16 protein-coding genes and 1 tRNA gene are annotated in these 17,524 nt (G+C 64.0%); 12 read left to right on the top strand and 5 right to left on the bottom strand.

What is annotated here, in order from left to right; genetic code table 11:
• Window positions 1–48 precede the first annotated feature (48 nt).
• The 8 genes from ACXJMY_RS06210 (at window position 49) to ACXJMY_RS06245 (ending at window position 9,323) form a co-directional block, all read left to right on the top strand.
• Complete coding sequence (locus ACXJMY_RS06210) at window positions 49–828, top strand: ABC transporter ATP-binding protein (RefSeq protein WP_456618428.1); 780 nt, start codon at window positions 49–51, stop codon at window positions 826–828.
• Window positions 825–1,547, top strand: coding sequence for a branched-chain amino acid ABC transporter ATP-binding protein (locus tag ACXJMY_RS06215; protein WP_456618429.1), 723 nt, complete (start codon window positions 825–827; stop codon window positions 1,545–1,547). The genes ACXJMY_RS06210 and ACXJMY_RS06215 overlap by 4 nt, the downstream gene beginning before the upstream one ends.
• The gene (locus ACXJMY_RS06220) at window positions 1,544–2,554 is read left to right on the top strand and encodes a branched-chain amino acid ABC transporter permease (protein ID WP_456618430.1); all 1,011 of its coding nucleotides are present in this window, start codon (window positions 1,544–1,546) and stop codon (window positions 2,552–2,554) included. The genes ACXJMY_RS06215 and ACXJMY_RS06220 overlap by 4 nt, the downstream gene beginning before the upstream one ends.
• Window positions 2,551–3,636: a branched-chain amino acid ABC transporter permease gene (locus tag ACXJMY_RS06225; protein ID WP_456618431.1), complete on the top strand. Its 1,086-nt coding sequence runs from the start codon at window positions 2,551–2,553 to the stop codon at window positions 3,634–3,636. Before ACXJMY_RS06220 ends, ACXJMY_RS06225 begins: the two co-directional genes overlap by 4 nt.
• 173 nt (window positions 3,637–3,809) lie before the next feature.
• Window positions 3,810–6,920, top strand: coding sequence for a bifunctional diguanylate cyclase/phosphodiesterase (locus ACXJMY_RS06230; RefSeq protein ID WP_456618432.1), 3,111 nt, complete (start codon window positions 3,810–3,812; stop codon window positions 6,918–6,920).
• A gap of 1 nt (window position 6,921) precedes the next feature.
• On the top strand, window positions 6,922–7,971 hold the full coding sequence (locus ACXJMY_RS06235) for a sensor domain-containing diguanylate cyclase (protein WP_456618433.1): 1,050 nt from the start codon (window positions 6,922–6,924) through the stop codon (window positions 7,969–7,971).
• Window positions 7,972–8,031: 60 nt separating this feature from the next.
• A tRNA-Arg gene (locus ACXJMY_RS06240) sits at window positions 8,032–8,108 on the top strand.
• A gap of 327 nt (window positions 8,109–8,435) precedes the next feature.
• A complete protein-coding gene (locus ACXJMY_RS06245; protein WP_456618434.1) occupies window positions 8,436–9,323 on the top strand; it encodes a hypothetical protein in 888 nt (295 codons plus the stop codon).
• A 98-nt stretch (window positions 9,324–9,421) separates the two neighbouring features.
• On the opposite strand, the gene ACXJMY_RS06250 is transcribed toward ACXJMY_RS06245, so the two are convergent.
• Window positions 9,422–9,631 carry a hypothetical protein gene (locus tag ACXJMY_RS06250; RefSeq protein ID WP_456618435.1) on the bottom strand — a complete coding sequence of 70 codons (210 nt, stop codon included), beginning with the start codon at window positions 9,629–9,631 and terminating at the stop codon, window positions 9,422–9,424.
• A gap of 214 nt (window positions 9,632–9,845) precedes the next feature.
• On the opposite strand from ACXJMY_RS06250, the gene dinB reads away from it, so the two are divergent.
• A complete protein-coding gene (dinB, locus tag ACXJMY_RS06255; protein WP_456618436.1) occupies window positions 9,846–10,946 on the top strand; it encodes a DNA polymerase IV in 1,101 nt (366 codons plus the stop codon).
• 94 nt (window positions 10,947–11,040) lie between these two features.
• Here dinB and ACXJMY_RS06260 read toward each other — a convergent pair whose 3' ends face one another.
• The 3 genes from ACXJMY_RS06260 to ACXJMY_RS06270 all read right to left on the bottom strand — a co-directional run bounded on the left by ACXJMY_RS06260 (window position 11,041) and on the right by ACXJMY_RS06270 (window position 13,097).
• Complete coding sequence (locus ACXJMY_RS06260) at window positions 11,041–11,334, bottom strand: hypothetical protein (RefSeq protein WP_456618437.1); 294 nt, start codon at window positions 11,332–11,334, stop codon at window positions 11,041–11,043.
• Window positions 11,335–11,549: 215 nt separating this feature from the next.
• The gene (locus ACXJMY_RS06265) at window positions 11,550–12,278 is read right to left on the bottom strand and encodes an SDR family oxidoreductase (protein WP_456618438.1); all 729 of its coding nucleotides are present in this window, start codon (window positions 12,276–12,278) and stop codon (window positions 11,550–11,552) included.
• Between the two features lie 132 nt (window positions 12,279–12,410).
• Window positions 12,411–13,097, bottom strand: coding sequence for a DNA-3-methyladenine glycosylase I (locus ACXJMY_RS06270; RefSeq protein WP_456618439.1), 687 nt, complete (start codon window positions 13,095–13,097; stop codon window positions 12,411–12,413).
• 209 nt (window positions 13,098–13,306) lie between these two features.
• Between ACXJMY_RS06270 and ACXJMY_RS06275 the strand changes: the two genes are divergently transcribed.
• From ACXJMY_RS06275 to ACXJMY_RS06285, 3 genes are all read left to right on the top strand, one after another.
• On the top strand, window positions 13,307–14,158 hold the full coding sequence (locus tag ACXJMY_RS06275) for a metallophosphoesterase family protein (protein WP_456618440.1): 852 nt from the start codon (window positions 13,307–13,309) through the stop codon (window positions 14,156–14,158).
• Window positions 14,159–14,485: 327 nt separating this feature from the next.
• Window positions 14,486–15,880, top strand: coding sequence for an MBOAT family O-acyltransferase (locus ACXJMY_RS06280; RefSeq protein WP_456618441.1), 1,395 nt, complete (start codon window positions 14,486–14,488; stop codon window positions 15,878–15,880).
• Window positions 15,881–15,883: 3 nt separating this feature from the next.
• The gene (locus ACXJMY_RS06285; RefSeq protein ID WP_456618442.1) at window positions 15,884–16,954 is read left to right on the top strand and encodes a hypothetical protein; all 1,071 of its coding nucleotides are present in this window, start codon (window positions 15,884–15,886) and stop codon (window positions 16,952–16,954) included.
• A 61-nt stretch (window positions 16,955–17,015) separates the two neighbouring features.
• On the opposite strand, the gene ACXJMY_RS06290 is transcribed toward ACXJMY_RS06285, so the two are convergent.
• A complete protein-coding gene (locus tag ACXJMY_RS06290) occupies window positions 17,016–17,501 on the bottom strand; it encodes a Crp/Fnr family transcriptional regulator (protein WP_456618443.1) in 486 nt (161 codons plus the stop codon).
• Between the last annotated feature and the right edge of the window lie 23 nt (window positions 17,502–17,524).

Raw genomic sequence — 17,524 nt, forward strand, 5'->3', positions numbered from 1 at the left:
CAGTGTGATCGCGGATACGTTCCCACCCCATCATTCGCCGGACTGCTTATGACGCTGACCCTCGAGACCCGCGACCTCACCATCCGCTTCGGCGGCCATGTCGCGGTCAACAACGTCACTTGCAGCTTTCGCCCCGGCGAGCTCACCGCCATCGTCGGGCCGAACGGCGCCGGCAAGACCACCTATTTCAACCTGATCTCGGGCCAGTTGCGCGCCTCGAGCGGCAGCATCCTGTTCGACGGCGCCGACATCACGCATCGCTCCGCGCCCTTGCGCACCCGCGCCGGCCTTGGCCGCGCGTTCCAGTTGACCAACCTGTTTCCGAACCTCACGGTGGAGGAAAACGTCCGTCTCGCGGTGCAGGCGGCGAACGGCACCCATTACGACATGCTGCGACCCTGGATGATGCGCCGCGACCTGATCGCCCGCGCCGACGCCATCCTCGACCAGGTCGCGCTCGGCAATCGGCGCGGCGTCACTGCGACCGCACTGTCGCATGGCGACCAGCGCAAGCTCGAGGTCGCGCTGATGATCGCGCTGGAGCCGAAAGTGTTCATGTTCGACGAGCCGACCGCCGGGATGAGCATCGACGAGGTGCCGGTGGTGCTGAACCTGATCGCGCAGCTCAAGCAGGACAGCAGCAAGATCATCCTCCTGGTCGAGCACAAGATGGACGTGGTGCGCTCGCTCGCCGACCGCATCATCGTGCTGCATAACGGCCAGCTTGTTGCCGATGGTCCGCCGGCCGAGGTGATCGCGTCCCCGATCGTGCAGGAAGCCTATCTCGGCGTGGCGCCCAGGAAAGCTGCATCGGAGGGCGCGGCATGACCGATCTGCTGAAACTCTCCGGCGTGCACACCCATATCGGCCGCTATCACATCCTCCAGGGCATCGATCTCGCGGTCCCGCAGGGACAGACCACGATGCTGCTCGGCCGCAACGGCGCCGGCAAGACCACGACGCTGCGCACCATCATGGGCCTCTGGCAGGCGTCCCGCGGCGAGATCGTGCTGGCCGGCGAGCGCATCGAGAGCCGCGCCACGCCCGACATCGCGCGGCTCGGCGTCGGCTACGTGCCGGAGAGCATGGCGGTGTTCTCCGACCTCACGGTGAAGGAGAATTTGGTGCTGGCGGCGCGCGACGGGCCGCTCGACGACACCCAGCTCGACTGGATCTTCGGCTTCTTCCCGGCGCTGCGCCGGTTCTGGCTGTCGCGCGCGGGAAGCCTCTCCGGCGGACAGAAGCAGATGCTGTCGATCGCGCGCGCGATCATCGAGCCGCGCAAGCTGCTCTTGATCGACGAGCCGACCAAGGGGCTGGCGCCCGCGATCGTCATGGCGCTGATCGAGTGCCTGAAGGAGATCAAGCGCAAGGGCGCCACCATTCTCCTCGTCGAGCAGAATTTCTTTGCCGCCCGCGAGCTCGGCGACAACGTGCTGGTCATGGACAACGGCACCATCGTCCATCGCGGCGAGATGGCGGCGCTGGCCACCGACGTGCCGCTCCAGGAGCGGCTGTTGGGCCTGAGCCTGGAGGCGCATCAATGACTGAGCTGGCTGCAACCGATCCGCTGCCGAAGCCGAAGCGCGACATCGCGCCGATCCTGCTGCCGATCGCGCTGGCGCTCGCAATGATCCCGCTGATCGGCTCGCCCAGCACCTGGCTGACGCTGACGGCCGCGAGCCTCGCGATGGGCATGATGATCTTCATCATGGCCTCGGGGTTGACGCTGGTGTTCGGCCTGATGGACGTGCTCAATTTCGGCCATGGCGCCTTCATCGCGGTCGGCGCCTATGTCGCGACCCTGGTGCTGGCGCCGTTCGCGGCCTCCGTGCAGGCAGACTCGCTGTGGGTGAACCTGGCGGTGCTGGCGCCGGCCGCGCTGCTGTCGATGGCGGTGTCCGGCGCGCTCGGCCTGGTCGTCGAGCGCGTGCTGATCCTCCCGGTCTACGGCCAGYATCTGAAGCAGATCCTGATGACGACCGGCGGCCTGATCGTCGCGGAGCAGACGCTCTATGCCTTGTGGGGACCACAGATCATCCCGATGCCGCTGCCGACCTCACTGCGCGGCTCCTTCATCCTCGGCGACGTCGCGATCGCCAAATACCGCGTGCTGGCGACGCTGATCGGGCTCTCCGTGTTCGTCGCGATCCAGCTCGTGCTCAACCGCACCAAGCTCGGCCTGCTGATCCGCGCCGGGGTCGAGAACCGCGAGATGGTCGAGGCGCTCGGCTATCGCATCCGCCGCCTATTCCTCGGCGTGTTCATGACGGGATCGGCGCTCGCCGGCCTCGGCGGCGTGATGTGGGCGCTCTATCGCGAGCAGGTCCACGCCTCCATGAGCGACGACCTCACCGTGCTGATCTTCATCGTCGTCATCATCGGCGGCCTTGGGTCGATCGGCGGCTGCTTCATCGGCGCGATTTTGGTGGCGATGGTCGCCAATTACGGCGGCTTCCTGGTGCCGAAGCTCGCCCTCGTCTCCAACATCCTGCTGATGGTCGCCATCCTGATGTGGCGTCCGCGCGGCCTCTACGCGGTGACCAGCCGATGATGATCCTGTCAGGCGATCCGCCGAAGAGCCGCGTGCTCACGCTCGTTCTCGTCGTCATCATCCTGGCGCTGGCGGCGACGCCGTTCCTGTTCCCCGGCGCCAAGGCGCTGAACGTCGCGGCCAAGATCTGCGTCTTTGCCGCGCTGGTCGCGTCCTACGACCTGCTGCTCGGCTATACCGGCTCGGTGTCGTTCGCCCACACCATGTTCTACGGCATTGGCAGCTACGCCATCGCGATCGCGCTGTACGGGATGGGCCCGAATTGGGCCGCGGTGGCGACCGGCATCGTCGTCGGCCTGCCGCTCGCCGCCCTGCTCGCGCTCGCCATCGGCCTGTTCTCGCTGCGGGTCGCCGCGATCTTTTTCGCCATGATCACGCTGGCGGTCGCCTCCGCCTTCCAGGTGCTGGCCTCGCAGCTCTCCTGGCTGACCGGCGGCGAGGACGGACGCAGCTTTCAACTGCCGGAGCTGCTCAGGCCTGGTACGGTGCTGATCTCCAAAAATCTCCTCGGCTTCGAGATCAACGGCCGGACCCTGACCTACTACCTGGTGTTCGCGGTCTCGGCCCTGATGATCCTCGCCCTGTTGCGGGTGGTGAACTCGCCGTTCGGCCGCGTGCTGCAGGCGATCCGCGAGAATCGTTTTCGCGCCGAAGCGCTCGGCTTCCGCACCGTCTTCCACCTGACCTATGCCAACTGCCTCGCCGCACTGGTCGCCGCCGGTGCCGGCATCCTCAACGCGCTGTGGCTGCGCTATGCCGGGCCCGACACCTCGCTCAGCTTCTCGATCATGCTCGACATCCTGCTGATGGTGGTGATCGGCGGCATGGGCACGATCTATGGCGCGATCATCGGCGCCACGATCTTCATCCTCGCCCAGAACTATCTCCAGTCGCTGATGGGCGTCGCCTCCAAGGCAGCCGCCGAGGCCGGCCTGCCGCTGCTGCTGGGGCTGCTGCATCCCGACCGCTGGCTGCTGTGGCTCGGGCTGCTCTTCATCGCCAGCGTCTACTTCTTCCCGACCGGGGTGGTCGGACGGCTGCGCGCTGGCCGTGGAGAGAAGAGCGCGGGAGCCTCGCATTAAGCGGCGATTCATGATGCAGCGCCGCGCTTGATGCGGATGCCGCGCAACCGCAGAGCGATTCCCGCACTGCGGACGCGGGGCCGGCCGTGCAACCGGATTAATCCTTAGGTAACTGGTTTTCCTAAGGTTTGCGCCATTTGTGCGTTGTATTCATGTTCCCCCAGGGAGGGGGAATGCGCCAGGTCTTTTCCAGGATCGCAACCGGAATGTCCCTAGCCGTGAAGAACGGCTGGGAGGCTGCGGCGCGGCCAGGCCCCGTGCTGTGGCTGACCCTGTGCGGCGCGCTGCTCGTCGCCGGCATCTTCACCGTGACCGCGATGGCCATCGGCGAATTTCGCGAGCGCACACTGACCAACCGCGAGCGCGAGCTGGAAAATACCGTGCAGCTGATCGCACGCCATTTCGACCAGCAGTTCGAGGATTCCGACGTCGTCGCCGCCGACCTGATCGGGCAGATGAACCTGCCGGAGATCACCTCGCCGGCAATGTTCCGCGAGCGCATGTCGGGATCCGACGCGAACCGGATGCTGAGGGGCAAGATCAGCGCGGTGTCCCATCTCGGCGACATCGTGATCTACGACGCGGACGGCGACATCATCAACTGGTCGCGCGCCCAGCCGCTGCCCAAGATCAACATTTCGTCCCGGGACTATTTCCAGACCTTCAAATCGAATCCGCGCGCCGAGCCGGTCCTGCTGGAATCCGTGCGCAGCTACATCATCGGGAAATGGACGACCATCGTCGCGCGCCGGCTGAACATGCCGGACGGCACGTTCCTCGGCGTCATGGTGCGCCGGATCGATCCCGACAGCTATCAGCACTATTTCGCGTCCGTGGCGCTCGCCGAAGGCGCGGCCATTTCGCTGTTCGATCGCGAAGGCAAGATGCTGGCGCGCTACCCGCATGTCGAGGAGCTGATCGGCAGGAATTTCAAGGACGCGCCGCTGATGCGCAAGATGCTGGCCGAGGGCGGCCGGCACACGCTGCGCGTCAAGGGTCCGATCGACGGCGAAGACCGCCTCGGCTCGGCGGCCTCGCTCTCGCATTTCCCACTGGTCATCGTCGCGACCAACACCACGAGTGCCGCGCTGGCCGACTGGCGCCAGCAGACCGGCTTCATGCTCACCACGGCAACGCTTTCGGCGATCGTGATCGCGTTGATCCTCTTCCTGATCATCCGCCAGATCGGCCGGCAGAGCCGGGAAGCCCAGGAGCGGATCGAAGCGGAGCGGCAGCGGCTCGACACCGCCCTGAACAACATGTCGCAAGGACTGATCCTGTACGACGCCGCCGGATTTATCGTCACCTGCAACCGCCGCTACGCCGAGATGTTCGGCCTGTCCCACGACGTCATCAAGCCCGGCTGCCACATCCGCGAGGCGATGTATCATCGCAAGGAACGTGGCGCGTTCGGCGGCGACGTCGAGGCGTTTTGCACCGATGTGATGCGGGTCGTCGCCGAAGGCAAGGTCTCCACCAGGATCCATGAACTGCCCAATGGCCGCGCCTTCCAGGTCATCAACACCCCGCTGGCGCAGGGCGGATGGGTCGCCACGATCGAGGAAATCACCGAGCGGCGCAATCTGGAGCAGGAACGCGACCGCAACCACATGTTCCTGCGCGAGATCATCGATCACATCCCCTCGCAGATCACGGTGAAGGATGCCCGGACGCGGCAGTATCTGCTGGTCAACCGGACCGCCGAGGAGCAATTCGGCCAGCCCGGTGACATCATCGTCGGCAAGACTCCCTTCGACATGTATCCGGATGCCATCGCCAGGATCGTCACCGACGACGACAGCAAGGCGCTGCAGGCGGCCGAGGGATTGTTCATGGACGAGCACGCCTGGCCGAGCCAAACCAAGGGACCGCGCTACATCACCTCGACCCGGATCGGCATTCGCGACAAGTCCGGCGAGCCGCGCTACCTCATCAGCGTCGTCGAGGATGTCACCGAGCGGCGGCGCGCCCACGAGAAGATCGCGCATATGGCGCACTACGATGCGCTGACCGACCTGCCGAACCGCACGCTGTTCCGCGAACAGATCGAACGCGAACTGGCGAAGGTCGCCGGCGGCGAGCAGTTCGCGCTGCTCTATATCGACGTCGACGAGTTCAAGGGCATCAACGATTCGCTCGGCCATCATGTCGGCGACGAGCTGTTGAAGGCGATCGCGGGCCGCATCCGGGGCTGCCTCAAGCAGGACGACCTGATCGCGCGGCTCGGCGGCGACGAATTCGCCGTGATCCAGACCAAGGTGGAATCGTCGGCCGACGTGCTGTCGTTCGTGACCCGCATCCACGAGGCGATCCGACGCCCCTATCACTGCCTCGGCCACCAGCTCTCGACCGATGCCAGCATCGGCATCGCGCTGGCGCCGCAGGACGGCACCGATCTCGATCAGCTCATCAAGAACGCCGATCTCGCGATGTACGGCGCCAAGGCGGAGGGCCGCCGCACCTATCGCTTCTTCGTGCCGGCGATGGATGCGAGCGCCAAGGCGCGGCTCACCATGGAGCAGGACCTGCGTCAGGCCCTGGTGAACGGCGGCTTCGAGATCCACTACCAGCCGCTGGTCAACCTGCACTCCGGCGAGGTCTCGGGCTGCGAGGCGCTGCTGCGCTGGCGGCATCCCGAGCGCGGCATGGTGTCGCCGGCCGAATTCATTCCGGTCGCCGAGGATACCGGCCTGATCAACGAGCTCGGCGACTGGGTGCTCCGCACCGCCTGCAACGAGGCCGCGACCTGGCCGGCGCATGTGCGGCTCGCGGTCAACGTCTCGCCGGTGCAGCTCAAATGCGACACGCTGGCCCTGAAGATCGCAAGCGCGCTCGCCAATTCCGGCCTCGACCCGCGGCGGCTCGAGCTCGAGATCACCGAGGCCGTGCTGATCCGCGACGACGAGGCGGCGCTCTCGATCCTGCACCAGCTCCGCTCGATCGGCGTGCGCATCGCGCTCGACGATTTCGGCACCGGCTACTCCTCGCTGAGCTATCTGAAGCGCTTCCCGTTCGACAAGATCAAGATCGACCGCTGCTTCGTCGCCGACATCGCCGACGCGAGCGGCGCGCCCGTCATCGTGCAGGCCGTGGTGAAGATCGCGGCCGCCAGCAACATGACCACGGTCGCCGAGGGCGTCGAGACCGAGGCCCAGCGCGAGATGCTGCGCGCCCTCGGCTGCACGGAGATGCAGGGCTATCTGTTCAGCGCCGCGAAGCCGGCCGCCGAGGTGCGCAAGCTGTTCGGCCCGGGCGGCGCCGTACCGGTGGCGGCGGTGGCCTGAGATGGCGAAGCCGAGGAAAACTTCAGCGAAAACCATCGACGTCGCCGACTCCTATGCGGTGCGGCTGATGCAGCATCTGGTCGTCCCGACCTTCGTGATCGACCCGAAGCGCCGCGTCGTGATCTGGAACAGGGCCTGCGAGCGGCTGACCGGCGTCGCCGCCTCCGAGGTGATCGGCACCACGAAACACTGGCAGGCCTTCTACGAGACCAGGCGGCCTTGCCTCGCCGACCTGGTCGCGCTCGACCGGCCGGAACGGCTTCCGGAGTTCTATCCGGAATATGCGGCGCGCGGCCATAACGGGCTCGGCTTCAGCGCAGAGAACTGGTGCGTGATGCCGAAGCTCGGCAGCCAGCTCTATCTCGCCATCGACGCCGGCCCGATCCACGACGAGGCCGGCAATCTGATCGCGGTGGTGGAGACGCTGCGCGATCTCACCGACCAGAAGCGCGCCGAGACGGCGCTCAAGGAGCTCGCCACCAAGGACGGACTGACCGGGCTCTCGAACCGCCGTTCCTTCGATCAGGTGCTGATGACGGAATGGGCCCGCGCCCGGCGCACGCAGAAGCCCCTGGCGCTGCTGTTCGTCGATGTCGATCATTTCAAGCTGTTCAACGACCGGCACGGCCATCAAACCGGGGACGAATGCCTGCGCGCGGTTGCCGCCGTCGTCAGCCGCCATGCGATGCGCCCGCTCGACCTCGCCAGCCGCTATGGCGGCGAGGAGTTCGCGCTGATCCTGCCGGACATGAATTGCGACGACGCCTGCGCCATCGCCGATGAGATCCGCTGTGCCGTCATGGCCTTGCGGGTCCCCCATGGCGCCGTCGGGGCCGGTGATCACGTCACCCTCAGCGTCGGCGTCACCAGCCACATCCCGGGCGAAAGCGACGGCGGCCCCGATCGGCTGCTCGGTGCGGCCGACGAGGCGCTTTATGCGGCAAAACGGCTCGGTCGCAACCGCGTCATCTGCACCGAACGCCTGCTGGCCGAATTCGCAGGCCTCGGCCGGGAGCCGGTTCCTGGCCGCGCCGCCCGCAAATCGGCCTGAAAACGGCCGGCGAGAAGCGGTTGCCCACCCCCCGCCAATCGGCTAAATGAACCTCGACTAGCACCCGTAGCTCAGCTGGATAGAGCGTTGCCCTCCGAAGGCAAAGGTCACACGTTCGAATCGTGTCGGGTGCGCCATTTCACGATTTGCTCGTCGTGGTGGCGGCTGCCACGCAAGCGTCCCGCGGGCGCGCCTACAGCGCAATTGACAGCGATGCCGCACCCTCGGCGCCAGAGCGTGGAAGCGACATGAGCCGCAGATACCCTTATCCGCGCTTTCTACAGTTCAGACTGACACCCCTTGAGCAGCTTCGCTACGTCATACGACGTCCCTGGCGGAGACTACGGGTGTGGCGCGAGCGCCTCTGGTATTCAAAGCTTGTTTGGCGATGGGTCGGCGGTCCCCTACATGACCGGAAGTACGCGCCTTGGTATTCCTATTCGCCCGAGACGAGGGCGCCTGTTGTGACCGACCTGAACAGGAACGGGTGCCGCACGCGACATGGAGTTGCGGTCGTCCATTGGAATCGCTTCGGGGAGGTCCTACGCCCGATCCGCGCGCGGGATGTGCTGCAGCCCGATGGCACGCGAGGCAACGTCCAGAACCGAATGGGTTGGTGGCGGCGCGAGGGCCGCGGCGAAAAGATCTGGATTATCGGAGACGTCGATATTCGCACGGACGACGTCGTCTTCGGCGACGCCGTCTCGCAAGACCTGAAATACGAACCGCCGATGGCCGATTCTTCCGACCGCCTCGAACGTGAGCTCGCCTTATACCGTCCATTCGTCGATGCGCTGGCGAACGACAAGTTTGTGGCCATTGCCCACAGCATGCTCATGCACCTTGATTGGATGCGCATCGGTACGCGCGAGATCGGCACGTTCGATAGCCTCCACCACATGATTGCGTGCCTGCGCAACAAGGGGGAGGACTATCTTGACTACAAATTCGGCGATTACCCGGTCACCCTGACCGATACCGAAAGGACGGAGCATACGCAGCGGATGAGAGAGATCATGCGCTCTCTGGGCTGGCGCAGCTATACAGCGGACGAGCTCAAGGCGAGGATGCGAGAAGATTTCCGCATTCGGGCCGAACGCCGGGTCGGGGCATGGCGACGGCTGGATAACTACGAAGTGCGGCCGGCCGGCAGCCATGATGTCCTCGCCAAAACGCCGCTCGTCGCGGATATGCCGCTCTACGAGGGCGACGAGGCAGAATGGTTCGACACGTTAGGGCAAGAGGAGCGAATCGCGGCCTCCTCGCAATTCGCCCAACGACTAAAGGATCTCGCGAACAGTGGCCGCCTCACGGCGATCGAGTTCGAAGAGCTATCGCAGTATCTCATCTAGATCGCGACTTCTACGCCGGCGGCGACACCGCCATTTCGAATGACTATTCAGTGAGACCTTGAACCGGAGGGTGCTCCCCCGGAAATCAAGCGAGACGCTCACGTCAGCATCGAGATGATCGCCTGGATCTGGTCGGAGGCGGAGGTCACCAGCCCGTCATACGACGTCTGGCCGTGTGCGGCAGACTTCAGGATGCATTCGGCCACGGCCGCTTTCAGACCGAACACCGACTGATGGGCCGGTACGCTCGCCATCACGGTCTCCAGTGCCTGACGCATCGTCTGAATGAGCTCGGAGCTGTATTGCATTGGCTGTCCTCCGTGGGCTCATATTAGATCGCGTGCTCTTGCTCGCCACTCACAAGCCTGAGACTGTTCTTTGAACCTGGTCGAGACTGAACGCCTCAATTCAAACGCCAGATGGCCGCATTGAGCAGGCCGGCGAACGGGGCCCGGGCTGCGTAAGGCGCGAAAAAGCATCCATCACCTCGCGCTTCGCTTCGCCCGATTGTATCATCCTGCCATGAGCGAATCCGACACGGTGACTGGCGAGACCTCGCCGGTGCGCAAGATCATCCATATCGACATGGATGCCTTCTATGCGTCCGTGGAGCAGCGCGACAATCCGGAGCTGCGCGGAAAGCCGGTCGCGGTCGGAGGCTCCGCGGAACGCGGCGTCGTCGCGGCCGCCAGCTATGAGGCTCGCCAGTTCGGCGTTCGCTCCGCGATGCCGTCGGTGACCGCGAAGCGGCAATGTCCTGATCTGATCTTCGTCAAGCCGCGGTTCGAGATCTACAAGGCGATCTCCAGGCAGATCCGCGACATCTTTGCCGAGCACACGCCGATCATCGAGCCGCTGTCGCTCGACGAGGCCTATCTCGACGTGACGGAGAACCTGCAAGGCATTCCGCTGGCGCGGGACGTCGCGCTGCGGATTCGCGAGACAATCAAGGCCGAGACGGGCCTCAACGCTTCGGCAGGCATCTCCTACAACAAGTTTCTGGCAAAACTCGCCTCCGATCATCGCAAGCCCAACGGTCAGTTCGTGATCTCGCCGGAGATGGGGCCCGCCTTCGTCGAGACGCTGCCCGTCGGCAAGTTTCATGGGATCGGCCCGGCGACCAGTGCGAAGATGAATGCGCTCGGCCTGTTCACCGGTCTCGACATCCGCAACCAGACGCTGGAGTTCATGAATGCGAATTTCGGCAAGTCGGGCGCGTATTATTATTGGATCTCACGCGGCGTCGACGAGCGGCCGGTGCGGGCCAACCGGATCCGCAAGTCGATCGGCGCGGAGACCACATTCTCGACCGACCTTGACGAATTCGACACGCTGGTCGCCGAGCTCAAGCCTCTCGTCGACAAGGTCTGGCGCCATTGCGAGACGACCGGCAACCGCGGCCGCACCGTCACCTTGAAGATCAAATTCGCCGACTTCGAGATCATCACGCGCAGCAGGTCCGTCACCGCGCCGGTCGCAGGCCGGAACGATCTGGAACGGCTGGCCTGTGGCCTGCTCGAAGTCGAGATGCCGCTGCCCAAGCGTGTCAGGCTGCTGGGGGTATCGCTATCGTCCCTCCAGGACGGGGACGATGCGGAGCCGCAGCTGACTTTCGGCATTTGAACCACACTGAAAGACCCTCCGCGAACGCGACATCCTTGCGCGCGTGGCGGATTTTCAGACCCGCCACCGCCAAAGGTCGATCGGCCCGCGCCAATCAATGCTTCATCTGCTCGAACACCACGATTACCCCTGTCGGCTCGGGCTCATGTGCCGTCAGGCGCGTCAGTTCCGAATCGCTCCAGTCGGCGAGACTGACGACCTCGCCGGTCTGCCGCTCCGCGCCCGCCGACGGGGTGGGCTCGAGCACCTTGAGTCCCGTTTCATCGACGAAGAACGTGTGCTCGCCGAACATGCTGCTGAGCTGGGGCATGGCGGGATGCTCGTCGGGCAGCACCTGGGCGCCGAGTTGATTGACGGTCTGCTTCACCTGTGCGGACGTTAGCTTCATGAGCTGCTCCGTTTTGCCGTGTCGGGTTTCATGGGTTGGAGCCAGCGCGGGCGTTCCCTGCGCCGTTTCTCGCCTGGCTCAACGTCCGAACGGGTGCCACGCACAAATGTTCCGGCAGAATTCATTTCGTGATCGCGAGTTTCATCCGCCGCTGCTTCGGCGCGCGATCGCCACACCGTGCACATCATTTTGGCGCTCCGGCGCCAACGCGCCACCTAGAGATCGAAATTGCTGGGCAGCATCACGACATCGCGAATCGTCGTGCCGCGCGGCCGCGTCAGCATGAACATCACGACGTCGGCCACCTCGGCGGCCTCCAGCAGGCTTCCCGATTCCCGGGCGGCCTTCAGCTTCTCGAGAGGCCAGTCCGCGAGCAATGCGCTGATGACGGGGCCGGGCGAGACTGATCCCACGCGGATGCCGTGCTTGAACACCTGGCGTCGCACCGTCTGGACAAAGCAATTGATCGCCCATTTGGACGACGCATAGACGGGCTCCCACGGCGTCGGAAAATGCGCCGCCAGGGAGCTCGTGACGATGATGTCACCGGTCCGGCGCTCGATCATGTGAGGAAGCACGTCGTGGACGTTCTTCATCACGACGTTGACGTTCAAGTTCAGCATCCGGTCGATCGCCCCGGTGTCGGCATCGACCAGGTCGCCGCCGACATAGGTTCCCGCGTTCGCATGCAGGATGTCGAGCTGGCCCGCTGTCTCCAGAACCTTTGGCAGCAGCGTCGCGCAGTCCTTGGGGTCGAGCAGATCGACGACGAGCGGGATCACCGCTTCGCCGTGCCTGTCGCAGAGCGCCTTCAGCGCCGCAGCGTCGCGGTCGACCATCACCACGCGCGCGCCCGCGGCCAGCATCGCCTCGGTGCTGGCCAGCCCGATGCCCGACGCGGCCCCCGTCACGACGGCAACCTTGCCTTCCAATGCTCCTGCCATGGGGCCTCCTCCCGATCGCGTCACCGCCAGCGGCGGAATGCCTGCCGCCACGGCCGCACGCACGCGGCCTACTTGACATTCGTGGCGAAAATCAACACGGCGGCAAGGACGCGCGCGAGGGCGCGGCAGATCCTATTCGCTCCGGTTCTCGCCGACCGAGAGCGCGCAGATCCGCGACAGATGCGTGTAGGGCAGACCGGTCTCCTCGGCCCAGGCGTTGAACTGCGCCTGCACCTTGGCGAGATCGCCCTTCGACTTGACCTCCTCGGCGATGTCGAGACCAGCATCGCGCAGGCAGGCGACGACATCCCTGGACGCGACGAAACCGTCCCAGCCGACGAAGCGCAGCAGCATCTGGCCGGTGTTGCCGCCAAGACGGCTGCCGCGCTTGACGAGCAGGTCAAGCAGGCCGATCTCGTCGGACGAGGGCCACTTCGCCAGAAACTTGCCGAAGCTGCCGTGCTCCTTGGCGATGGCCTGCACGAAGGCGGCGTTGTCGCGCACCGACATGATCTTGGCGCCGTTGCGCACGATGCGGACATCGCGCAGCAGGCCTTCCCAATAATCTTCGGGCTGGAAGCTGAGCTTGGCCGGCTGGAAGCGCAGGAAGGCGTCCTCGAAGCCGTCCCACTTCGAATCGATCACGCTCCAGGCGAAGCCCGCGCAAAACACCCGCTTGGTCATCTCGGCAAGGATGCGATCGTCGCCGAGCCTGGCCAGCCGCTTCAGGTCGGGCTTTGCCGGCATCAGACTGTCCAGCGCCTTCGGCCCGCCCTTGCGCTTTTCGGCGCGGGCGCGAATGGTCTTGAAGGAGGTCATGCGATCACCCGCGTTGAAGGCGCGCCACGACACCAGAATTCGATGATCCGGTCCAGCCCTGCGACGCCCCGCCCCTTGCGCGCGCCAAGGCGCCGGAGCATGCTTGCCGCGTCCGATTGACCAGAAGAAGCGACCATGCTGGACTGCTTCTTGCTTGATGACGTTTTGCAATTCCCAAATATTTTCAACGTCTCATACACGGATTTTCTATGCGTTGCCTGGTCGTGGCCGACCTGCACTATTCGCTGCCGCAGCTCGACTGGCTGGTCAGCGCCGCGCCGCAGTTCGACCTCGTGATCTTTGCCGGCGATGCGCTCGACATCGGCTCCATGGTGGATTTTCGCGCCCAGATCGTGGTGGTGAAGAAGTACCTCGCGTTGCTCGCCGCGCAGACCAAGGTCATTCTCTGCTCCGGCAATCACGACCTCGACGAGCGCAATCCGGAGGGCGAGAAGATCTCGCGCTGGATCTCGGAGGTCCGCGAGCTTGGCGTTGCCTGCGACGGCGACAGCCTGTCGATCGGCGACACGCTGTTCACGGTGTGCCCGTGGTGGGACGGACCGTTGGTCAAGCAGCGCCTCGTCGACCAGCTGCGCGATGCGTCCGTCAACCGGCCGCAGCGATGGATCTGGGCGCATCATGCGCCGCCGGCAGACTCGCCGACGAGCTGGGGCGGCAAGCGCTTCTTCGGCGATGTCGAGCTGGTGCAATGGATCATGCAGTATCAGCCGGCGATGGTGATCTCCGGCCACGTGCATCAGTCACCCTTCATCCCCGACGGCTCGTGGTTCGACCGGCTCGGCCCGACCTGGGTGTTCAACGCCGGACTGCAGCACGGCCGTCCGCCGACGCATATCGTGCTGGACCTCGATGCGAACAAGGCGTTCTGGCTGGCGGCGGGCGAAGCACAGTGGATCGATCTCGACGCGCCGCTGAAGCGGCCCGCGCTCCCGGTCGAGGCTGCGCCGGACTGGCTTACATCCCTGGATCGGATTGCCGATCCGCCGTTGCCGGATGCTCCGCCGCTGACGCGGCCGTCCGAAGGGCGGGCGGGTCTATGAGTTCCTGTTGATTTCTCCTCCAAGTTGCGGTTTGATACCCATAAAACCAATAGGGGTATAAAATGCAAATTGCTGTGCTCGTCGGGCCCGTCCTGTCGCCCTGCGGCGATTGAAGACGCAGCTCCGGCGCCAATTCCCGATCCGATGCCAGGCTCGGATGCGTCATGGCTGACGAACAGTCTGCCACCTGGTCCCCGCATGACATCGCGGGACACCCGGTCGCACCGCATCAATCGTAGCCGCAGTTCTCGACCGTGTCGTTATCCAGACTGAGCTGGATGTTGAGCGGCGTCGCGGTCACTTTGTAAACCAGAGCGGCCTCCTGCAATGTCCTTCGTTTCCGTGCCGTTCCTTGGTCTCGTCGTCGTGACGTTCCTGCTTTACCACGCCACGTCGAGGCTCGCGGTCCAGAATTTCATCATACTCGCAGCCAGCTACGTATTTTACGGCTGGTGGGACTGGCGTTTTCTGTCCCTGCTGATCGGAATTTCCATCGTCAACTATGCTGCGGCAATTCTGATCGCCGCGAGCGTTCGCGAGAAGGTTCGGAATCTCCTGGTCTTTTTCGCCGTCGCGACCGCAATCGCCGCTCTTGCGATATTCAAGTACTTCAATTTCTTTGTCGATTCCTTCGGGGCGATCGCTCACCGCGCGGGTCTAAATCCCCATCTGCCGACGTTACGCATTATCCTGCCGCTGGGAATTTCCTTCATCACGTTCCAGGGCATCGCATACGTGGTGGACGTTTATCGCGGCAAGCACGCCGCTGAGACAAACCTCGTCAAGTTTTTCGCCTTCAAGGCATTCTTTCCGCAACTCGTGGCGGGGCCGATCGAAAGAGCCAGCAATCTCCTGGATCAATTTTCGATGCCGCGGCGATTCACGTCTGATCATGCCGATCGCGCACTCTGGCTGCTGATCTACGGCTATGCCATGAAAGTGGTGGTGGCGGATAGTCTGGCGCCGATCGTCGACACGCTCTTCGTTTCGGATCAGCCCTTTGGCTGGTCGGTGCTGCTTGCCACGATCGCATTCGGTATCCAGATCTATGCCGACTTCAACGGATACAGTCTCATCGCCAAAGGCGTCGCGCTGCTGTTCGGCTTCGAATTGACGTGGAATTTCCGCTACCCTTATTGGTCGACATCCATCAGCGAATTCTGGCGCCGCTGGCACATCAGTCTCAGCACCTGGCTACGCGACTATTTGTACATTCCGCTCGGCGGGAACCGTCGCGGCGAAGCGATCACGAACCGGAATCTGCTGTTGACGATGGCGCTGGGAGGCCTCTGGCACGGCGCGTCGTGGACGTTCGTTCTTTGGGGACTGCTTCACGGCCTGGCGCTTGCGATCTGGCGGATGGTGTCGCGCGGAGGCGAGCCCACTTCGAAAGCGGCGCGAAGTGCAAGCTGGGTGCTCACCATGCTGGTCGTGTTCATCGGCTGGTTCCTGTTTCGCGCGGTCAATTGGGATTTGCTGGCGGGCATGCTGGGCGCGCTCAGGAACTGGGAATGGGCGCCCGTACACAGCGCCATCGTAGTCGCCATTCTGACTTTGTCCGTGCCGCTGTTGCTGCTGGAGTGGCAGCTTCAATCGCGCGGGGACTATTTTCTGCTCCAGCGGCCCGTGTGGGTGAGGTACCCGCTATTCGCAGCGCTGGCGGCTGTGACGATCGCAGCCTCCGGGCACGTCAACGCAACCTTCATCTATTTTCAGTTCTAGGTCATGCTTCTCGAGCGCACGATCCAGGCGATTGCAAAGTGGCCATTGACCGACGCAATTCAAAAGGTTGCCAGTCGATTCGTTCCGGTTGCCGCATTGGCGGCTCTCATCCTCGGAATCGCACATTACATTTATCAGCAGAGCAACCATCAATGGTCTCGCGGCATCGAAACCTACATCGTCCTGGAACAGATCAGACGTGCGGAGCGACTGCCCGCGGCTGATCTTGCCTTCCTCGGCGACAGCTCTTGTCTGTTGGGGATTCATGTCCCGACCCTGATGCACGCGTTTCCGGGATCCGATGTCGAGTCGTTCTGCACGATCGGCTTTGTCGGCCCGGATGGTTATGCCGCCATGCTCGACAAGATGATCGCGCGGGGGCGCCAACCCAGGAAGCTGGTCCTGGTGTTCAATCCAATCCAGTACGAGCGCGATCCAAGTTGGAACGAGTGGCCGGGTTTCATCAGGACCGACCGCTTCGAAGTTCCTTCGAGCCTGACGTTTCCAGCCGGCGGTGCCGAATACATTCGGCTGCTGATGGAGCGAGCCGTCTACAATCCGCTTCCAGGCGCGTATGGCGTGTATTATGGCGGCAAGGACCAGTTCATTTCGACCATTTGGAGCGAGCACGGCAGCGCGATCGATCCCAATCGAATGCTCGACATTCCCTCGCTGCAGGCTTTCCGAGCCACCCTGGAAGGGCACGTTCCCTTCAAGCCGACCCCCAAGACGAAGCCGTTCGTGATCAACGCGGAATTCGAGAAGGCGCTAGGCTCCCTGTCGGCAACGCTTTCGAAGCTTGACCGCTCGCAGGTCTACCTTGTGATCGCGCCGGTCAATTCTCTCAATGCCCAAGGCGGCCCGCAGAGCTTTCACGTCGAGGCAGGTGAAAGGATTGCCGCCCTCCTGGGCCTCGAACGATCGCAGTTCCTGGATACCCCGGACGTCATGCTGGATATCCTGTACGCGCGTTATCCGGCGCATTTGCACCGATGGAGCCGGATCATCTACACCGAGCAACTTGCCAAGGCCCTGGCCGACCGCGGAATCCTGCAAGGATCAACCGGTGACTGATCGACAGATCCGGTACGCCTTCCCAACTCCGCGCTCCCGGTCGAGGCTGCGTCGGACTGGCTTACATCCTTGGATCGGATTGCCGATCCGAGCCTGGCGAGACCTCAAGCGGCGGCAGGTTGATCATGCTCTGGAGCACGTCGCCGACCATCGCGAGATGGGTGCCGTGTCCGGCATATTGGCGCTTGAGATCGGCGAGATAGGTGTTGGCGACATTGAGCCGCTGCGCCAGCAGCTTTGCGATCAGCAGCGCGACCCCGGGCTCCTGCTTGAGGAACGAGGCTGCATCCTCGAATTCGTAAATGACCGCGTCGGAGCAGGCCCGCACTGTCGCGGTGTGCGGCTGTCCCAGCAGCACCGACATTTCACCGAGCACCGCGCCGGGCTCGGTGACGGTCGCGACCACCATCTCGCCCTTCAGCACCTCGAGCTTGCCTTGCATCAGCACATAGAGATGGCCGGTGGTGCCGCCCTCGGTGACGACGAGCGTGCCGGCCGTGACCTGCCGCTCCGTTCCGCCGGTGCAATAATCCAGAACTGCGCGCATCTTGCGAAAGCTCCCGTCACGAG

Source organism: Bradyrhizobium sp. P5_C12 (genome assembly GCF_054049735.1).